Origin of the sequence: Carnobacterium sp. (assembly GCF_032094055.1) — a bacterium.
Taxonomy (GTDB): Bacteria; Bacillota; Bacilli; order Lactobacillales; family Carnobacteriaceae; genus Carnobacterium_A.
Genome location: NZ_DAMDAK010000119.1, coordinates 1 through 5835, shown reverse-complemented (window position 1 = coordinate 5835; position 5835 = coordinate 1). Strand labels below are relative to the sequence as shown.

The 5835-nt window shown below is 35.1% G+C and carries 6 protein-coding genes, 1 pseudogene and 1 other annotated feature; all 7 genes and pseudogenes read left to right on the top strand.

Annotated elements, in window-relative coordinates:
• Window positions 1-261: 261 nt before the first annotated feature.
• Window positions 262-308: a sequence feature (sodium ion sensor (DUF1646 type); this cis-regulatory element may regulate processes involved in with the transportation of sodium ions), on the top strand.
• Window positions 309-353: 45 nt separating this feature from the next.
• Window positions 354-680, top strand: a complete 327-nt coding sequence (locus RT405_RS12835; RefSeq protein ID WP_313470193.1) for a hypothetical protein — start codon at window positions 354-356, stop codon at window positions 678-680.
• Window positions 667-2622: a V-type ATP synthase subunit I gene (locus RT405_RS12830; protein WP_313470192.1), complete on the top strand. Its 1956-nt coding sequence runs from the start codon at window positions 667-669 to the stop codon at window positions 2620-2622. The genes RT405_RS12835 and RT405_RS12830 overlap by 14 nt, the downstream gene beginning before the upstream one ends.
• 50 nt (window positions 2623-2672) lie before the next feature.
• Window positions 2673-3152 carry a V-type ATP synthase subunit K gene (locus RT405_RS12825; protein WP_035028546.1) on the top strand — a complete coding sequence of 160 codons (480 nt, stop codon included), beginning with the start codon at window positions 2673-2675 and terminating at the stop codon, window positions 3150-3152.
• A 47-nt stretch (window positions 3153-3199) separates the two neighbouring features.
• Window positions 3200-3778, top strand: a complete 579-nt coding sequence (locus tag RT405_RS12820) for an ATPase (protein WP_313470190.1) — start codon at window positions 3200-3202, stop codon at window positions 3776-3778.
• 19 nt (window positions 3779-3797) lie between these two features.
• Window positions 3798-4802, top strand: a complete 1005-nt coding sequence (locus RT405_RS12815) for a V-type ATP synthase subunit C (RefSeq protein WP_313470189.1) — start codon at window positions 3798-3800, stop codon at window positions 4800-4802.
• Window positions 4792-5103: a V-type ATP synthase subunit F gene (locus RT405_RS12810; RefSeq protein ID WP_035028539.1), complete on the top strand. Its 312-nt coding sequence runs from the start codon at window positions 4792-4794 to the stop codon at window positions 5101-5103. The genes RT405_RS12815 and RT405_RS12810 overlap by 11 nt, the downstream gene beginning before the upstream one ends.
• A gap of 12 nt (window positions 5104-5115) precedes the next feature.
• A pseudogene (locus RT405_RS12805) lies at window positions 5116-5835 on the top strand (V-type ATP synthase subunit A); the annotation flags it as partial.

Genomic DNA, 5835 nt, shown 5'->3' with positions numbered 1-5835 from the left:
AAGAGAGAAAATAAGCAGGACTTATCCATAAACAGAGTTGTATTTTGACTATGAAAACGGTATAATGATACAATAAGAGAAATTCAATAGAAGTTTTTCATTTTTTTTTAGCAGTAAAATAAATGGCTATTCTTTCATTTTATACTGAGTGCAGTTAAGTTGTCATCAAGTAGAAATTATACGAAAAAAGTGCTAAACTTATCACTAAAGGATAATGAAAGAAAAAGACAGAATCTATTGAAAATTTAATAAAATAAAAATGGTTGGGCGATAGCTTTCAAGGTGCATTCTTCAAGGGGTGAGAAGAAACCTTATTGAGCTGCGTCCATTTTTGACTTTAGGGAGGTGAGATAATGAGTATAAAAACGATTCAGTACGTTAAAGAAGCAGAAGAAAGGGCTGAAAAATTAGAATTAGACAGCCTATCTAAGCTGGAAAATATATCAGTTGCGACACAAACAGCTATTGAAGAGCGCAAAAAACAGTTATCTTCTGAATTAAACGCATATGAGCGTGATCAACAAAAAGAATACGATCAAAAAATCACTATTATTAAAGAAAAGATTGACCAAGAAATAGCTGATGAACTGAATGAAATGAATCGTTCGATCCAATTGAATCAAACAGATGCGGTAAATGACATTGTGAAGGAGGTTATCAGTCGCTATGGCAATAGCTAAAATGAAAAAAGTAACGCTTTTGGCAGAACAAACGGATAAAGACCTTCTTTTAAAAGCAGTACAAGAATTGCAAAAGCTTGAATTAATTGATTTGACCTCTTTAGAAGAAACTGCACTTCTTGATTACTATACTAAGGAAACTCCAGCAGTTGAAAGAACAGAATATGAAGAGCATTTAAAAGATGTTCAATATGCTTTAGCGTATTTGAAACAACACATTCCTCAACCTGGCATGTTTGCTAAGTTAAAAAAAGGAAGAGCCGAATATACGTTAGAAGAACTGGAAGCATCCGTTTCTGTCCCTCAATTGGAAAGTCTTTGTCAAGATATTTCTGAAAGAGAAAAACAATTGATTGAATTAGATCAAAAGCGAAAAAGTGTAATAGAAGAAGAAAGTTTTTTACGCAAATGGGGACCGCTTGATTTTAATCCAAATGATTTAGCTGATTTTAAAGTGATTGCAGGTTTTATTGGCACTATCGCAACGGGAAATGCAACAGAATTTAAAACAGCTTTAAAAGAAGCTGTGCCGAATTATGTAGACGAAATTTTCCAATATAAGGATGAGGCAGCTTACTTAGTGGTTACAGCAAAGGAAAATCAGCAAGAGATTGAATCGATTTTAAATCAGTTTCAATTCACAAAATTTAATTATCCTTATCGTTTATTACCAAAAGAAGAGTTAAAAAGAAATTTATCAGAAAATAAAAATCTCTCTGAACAAGAGCAGAAAATAAAAAAAGAAATCCTATCTTTTTCTTCTAAAATAAAAGAGTTAGAGTTGGGAGAAGAATATTTTTACAATTTAATGCAAAGAGAAGTTGGAAAGTCACTTTTATTAAATGGGAAAAGTTTATTTCTATTAAACGGTTGGCTGGAAGAAGAACAGTTGCCAGAATTAAAAAAACTATTAGACGAGCATATGGGGTCTGATCAGTATGCTGTGATTTCAGAAGAAATCGAAATGAAAGAATTTGAACACGTCCCAGTCGTGCTGAAAAACAACAAATTTGTTGAACCTTTTGAAAGTGTAACAGAGATGTACAGTTTGCCTAAGTACGACGATATTGATCCGACTCCCTTTATGATGCCATTTTATTTAGTTTTCTTTGGGATGATGAGTGCGGATTTAGGGTACGGGCTAGTTCTTTTGATAGGAACATATCTTGCTCAAAAGTTCTTTAATTTAGAACGTGGTATGGCTAAGTTTTTGCGTTTCTTCCACTTGTTGTCGTATTCAGTCATCATTTGGGGTTTGATTTATGGGAGCTTTTTTGGTTACGAGTTACCATTTCAGTTGTTGTCGACTACGAGCGATGTCATTACGATTCTCGTGCTTTCAGTAGTTTTTGGCTTTATCCAACTGGTTTACGGGCTGGTTATTAATAGCGGCGTCAAATGGCGAAAACAAGAAAGAGCTTCAAGTTATGTAGACGGGATGGCCTGGGTAGGCATCCTTGTAGGAATTGGTTTATTGGTATTAGGAATGCTGGTATTTGATAATCCAATCCTCAAAGTAATTTCTTATATCTTAATAGGCGTAAATGTCGTGGGTATTATCTTGGTTACAATGTTAGCTTCAAAAAATAAAGGTTTGGGAGCTGCATTGGGTCTGTATAATTTATATGGAGTTACTGGATATATCGGTGATTTGGTCAGTTATACTAGATTAATGGCTTTAGGTGTTTCAGGCGGTAGTATTGCTGCGGCGTTTAATATGATTGTGGATTTCTTGCCGCCTTTGGCTAAATTTACAGTTGGAATAGTCCTATTTATTGCGTTACATGCTTTAAATATTTTCTTGACCTACTTAAGTGCTTATGTGCATACAGCTCGGTTACAATATGTTGAATTCTTTGGGAAGTTTTACGAAGGTGGCGGGCATGCTTTAAGTCCGTTGAAGACATTTGAAAAACACATTTATTTAAAAAAACGGCAATAAATCAATTAATTGAATAAAAAATATAGTTAATTAAATGGAGGAAATAGATAATGGGAAACTTATTAACATTTTTATCAGAAAATAATGGCGGTTTATTTTTCGCAGCTATGGGAATTGGATTTGCAACAATCTTTTCAGGAATCGGTTCTGCAAAAGGTGTAGGGATGACAGGGGAAGCAGCAGCTGCTTTGACAACTGAACAACCAGAAAAATTTGGACAAGCTTTGATTTTACAATTGCTGCCTGGTACTCAAGGATTATATGGATTTGTTATTGCCTTTTTGATTTATTTGAATACAGGTGCAGATACTACTTTAGCACAAGGTTTATATATGTTGATGGCCGCAATGCCGATTGCATTTACTGGTTTGTTCTCAGGGATGTCTCAGGGACGTGTAGCATCTGCTGGTATCCAAATTTTAGCTAAAAAACCTGAACACGCTACAAAAGGAATTATTTATGCTGCCATGGTTGAAACGTATGCTATTTTAGGCTTTGTTATTTCCTTCTTGCTTGTATTAAATGCATAAAATCCAGTTCTATTCTAAAGAAGATAACTAGGAATGGAGGGGAAATCATGTCAGATCTTAAATTAATCACTGAACGTATGATTGAAAAAAAGAAGGCAGAAGTACAACAAACGATACGTCAGGCAGAAACAGAAGCAAAAGAAAAAGTAGCAGTAGCTGAAAAAGAACTTGCATTAGAAGAAGTTGAAGAAAAAAAAGCGATTGATCGTCGCTTGGCAAGCGATTTTGAAAAAAATAAAGATAGCTTAGAGAACTATAAGCGAAACCAATTGTTAGGCGAAAAGCAAGTTGCTTTGAAAGAAGTATTTAAAGAAGCTTTGTTTGCTATGGAGCAATGGAGTGAGACAGAATTTCAAAGTTTTTTGCTAGCGGTATTGCGGCAATTTAAAGAAATCAAGAATCTTGAATTAGTGCTAGGTGAAAAATCAGTTGAAAAAGTTTCTGAAAGTTGGATAGAAAAAGTTGCTCAAGAAGGAATTTCGGTAACTTTAACAACTGAAACAATCCATAAAAAAGCTGGTTTTATTCTTAAAAACAAAGGAATAGAGTACAATTACTTGTTTGAAGATTTAATTGCTGAACTTAAAAATCAGCTAATTCCATCTGTATCAAAAAAATTGTTTTAATATGAGAGGAGGAGAATAAATGAAGCAAACAGCATTTGCTGGAACTAATGCACGCATTCGTGTTTTCGAAAGCAACCTCCTTAAGGATGATCAATTTGAACGGATGTTACAATCGCCTAACTTTGACGAAGCTCTAACTGTATTAAAAGATACTCCTTATCGGAATGATGTGGAGCAATTAAGAGAAACAAAAGATTATGATGCTTTATTGGTAAAGGAATTACAACGAATGTACGCTGAGCTGTTCAGCATTAGCCCGGAACCTGCTTTAGTAGAACTGTTCTCATTGCGCTATTCTTATCATAATTTAAAAGTACTGCTTAAAGAAAAGGTTACTGGAAATGATTTCTCGGAAATGTTGATTCCAATTGGAAAAGAACCTCTTTCCACATTAAGGCAAGCCGTAGAAACCGGTAAATCTGAAGACTTAGATCAGGAATACCTTATCAGTATCCAAGAAGTTTTAACGGATCATGAAGAATATAAAAATCCGCAATCGATTGATATTATTTTAGATCGGCGCTATTTTACACATTTGAAACAATTAGCTAAAAAAATAAATGACCCTCAAGTGATGGATTTGATCACTTTATACATTGATTTAAACAATTTATCTACTTTAGCAAGAGCGATCAAACAGAAACGGACAAGTAATTTTTTAACTACTATTTTATCTAGTTCTGGAAGTATCCCTAAAGAAGAATTGGTTTCATTAGGTTCTGAAAGCTTAGAAGATGCAGGCAGAAAATTAGCAGAAGGAAAGTATCGTGCTATCATAATGGCTTCCATTCGTTCTGACAATCAAGAACTGTCTCCTATTAAAATAGATCTTGCAACAGATGATGCCTTTATGGAGAAGATGAAAGCAGCAAAATTAGAAGTTTTTGGCCCGATGCCTTTATTGGCTTATATTTATGCTAAAGAAAATGAAGTGAAAAATTTGCGTCTGATTTTAGTAGGAAAAGAAAACAACTTGCCCATCGAAGAGGTTAGAGAAAGGATGCGGATCAATTATGGCTCATAAAATTGGAGTAGTTGGTGATAAAGATTCGATTTTGCCTTTTAAAGTTTTAGGGTTTGATATTTTTTATGCATCCGGAGCTAAAGAAGCTCGACGTATTGTAGATCGTTTAGCTAAAGAAGAATATGGAATTATTTATTTAACTGAGCCTTTAGGTAAATTAATACCTGAAACGATTGAACGTTACGATCAAGTACCTAAACCTGCTGTTATTTTGATTCCAAATCATTTAGGATCATTAAATATTGGAAAAGAACGAATTCAGCAAAACGTTGAAAAAGCAGTTGGGCAAAATATTTTATAGGAGGTTACCAGTTTGAACAAAGGAAGGATCGTAAGCGTCTCTGGACCATTAGTTACGGCTGATGGCATGGAGCAAGCTAATATTCAAGATATTTGTAAAGTCGGTAAACTTGGATTAATCGGCGAAGTCATCGAAATGCGTAATGATGTAGCTTCCATCCAAGTTTACGAAGAAACATCCATGATTGGGCCAGGAGAACCAGTTGAAACCACTAGAGAAGCATTGTCTGTGGAGTTGGCACCTGGTATGATTGCTCAAATGTTTGATGGGATTCAACGGCCATTGGATAAATTTATGGCAAAAACAGAAAGTAATTATTTGGTTCGCGGTGTATCAATTGAAGCTTTAAGCCGAACGGCCAAATGGAAATTTACGTCAACTGTCGAAGTAGGCGACAAAGTTGTTGCTGGAGATATCGTAGGTGTTGTTCCTGAAACAAAAGTGATTGATCATAAAATAATGGTGCCTTATGGAGTAGAAGGAACGATCAAAAGTATCGAAAATGGTGAGTTCGACATTACGGACACCATTTATACAATAGAGACAGAAGATGGCGTAAAAGAATTTACAATGATGCAAAAATGGGCAGTGAGACATGGTCGTCCTACCGCTAAAAAATTAAATCCTGCTGAGCCGATGATCACTGGACAACGAGTAATCGATACGTTGTTCCCTGTAGCAAAAGGCGGAGCTGCTGCTGTTCCTGGGCCTTTCGGTGCCGGTAAAACAGTT

Excerpts from the sequence above, each read along its gene's own strand:
- RT405_RS12835 (WP_313470193.1), top strand. The coding sequence starts at position 354 with ATGAGTATAAAAACGATTCAGTACGTTAAAGAAGCAGAAGAAAGGGCT.
- RT405_RS12830 (WP_313470192.1), top strand. The coding sequence starts at position 667 with ATGGCAATAGCTAAAATGAAAAAAGTAACGCTTTTGGCAGAACAAACG.
- RT405_RS12825 (WP_035028546.1), top strand. The coding sequence starts at position 2,673 with ATGGGAAACTTATTAACATTTTTATCAGAAAATAATGGCGGTTTATTT.
- RT405_RS12820 (WP_313470190.1), top strand. The coding sequence starts at position 3,200 with ATGTCAGATCTTAAATTAATCACTGAACGTATGATTGAAAAAAAGAAG.
- RT405_RS12815 (WP_313470189.1), top strand. The coding sequence starts at position 3,798 with ATGAAGCAAACAGCATTTGCTGGAACTAATGCACGCATTCGTGTTTTC.
- RT405_RS12810 (WP_035028539.1), top strand. The coding sequence starts at position 4,792 with ATGGCTCATAAAATTGGAGTAGTTGGTGATAAAGATTCGATTTTGCCT.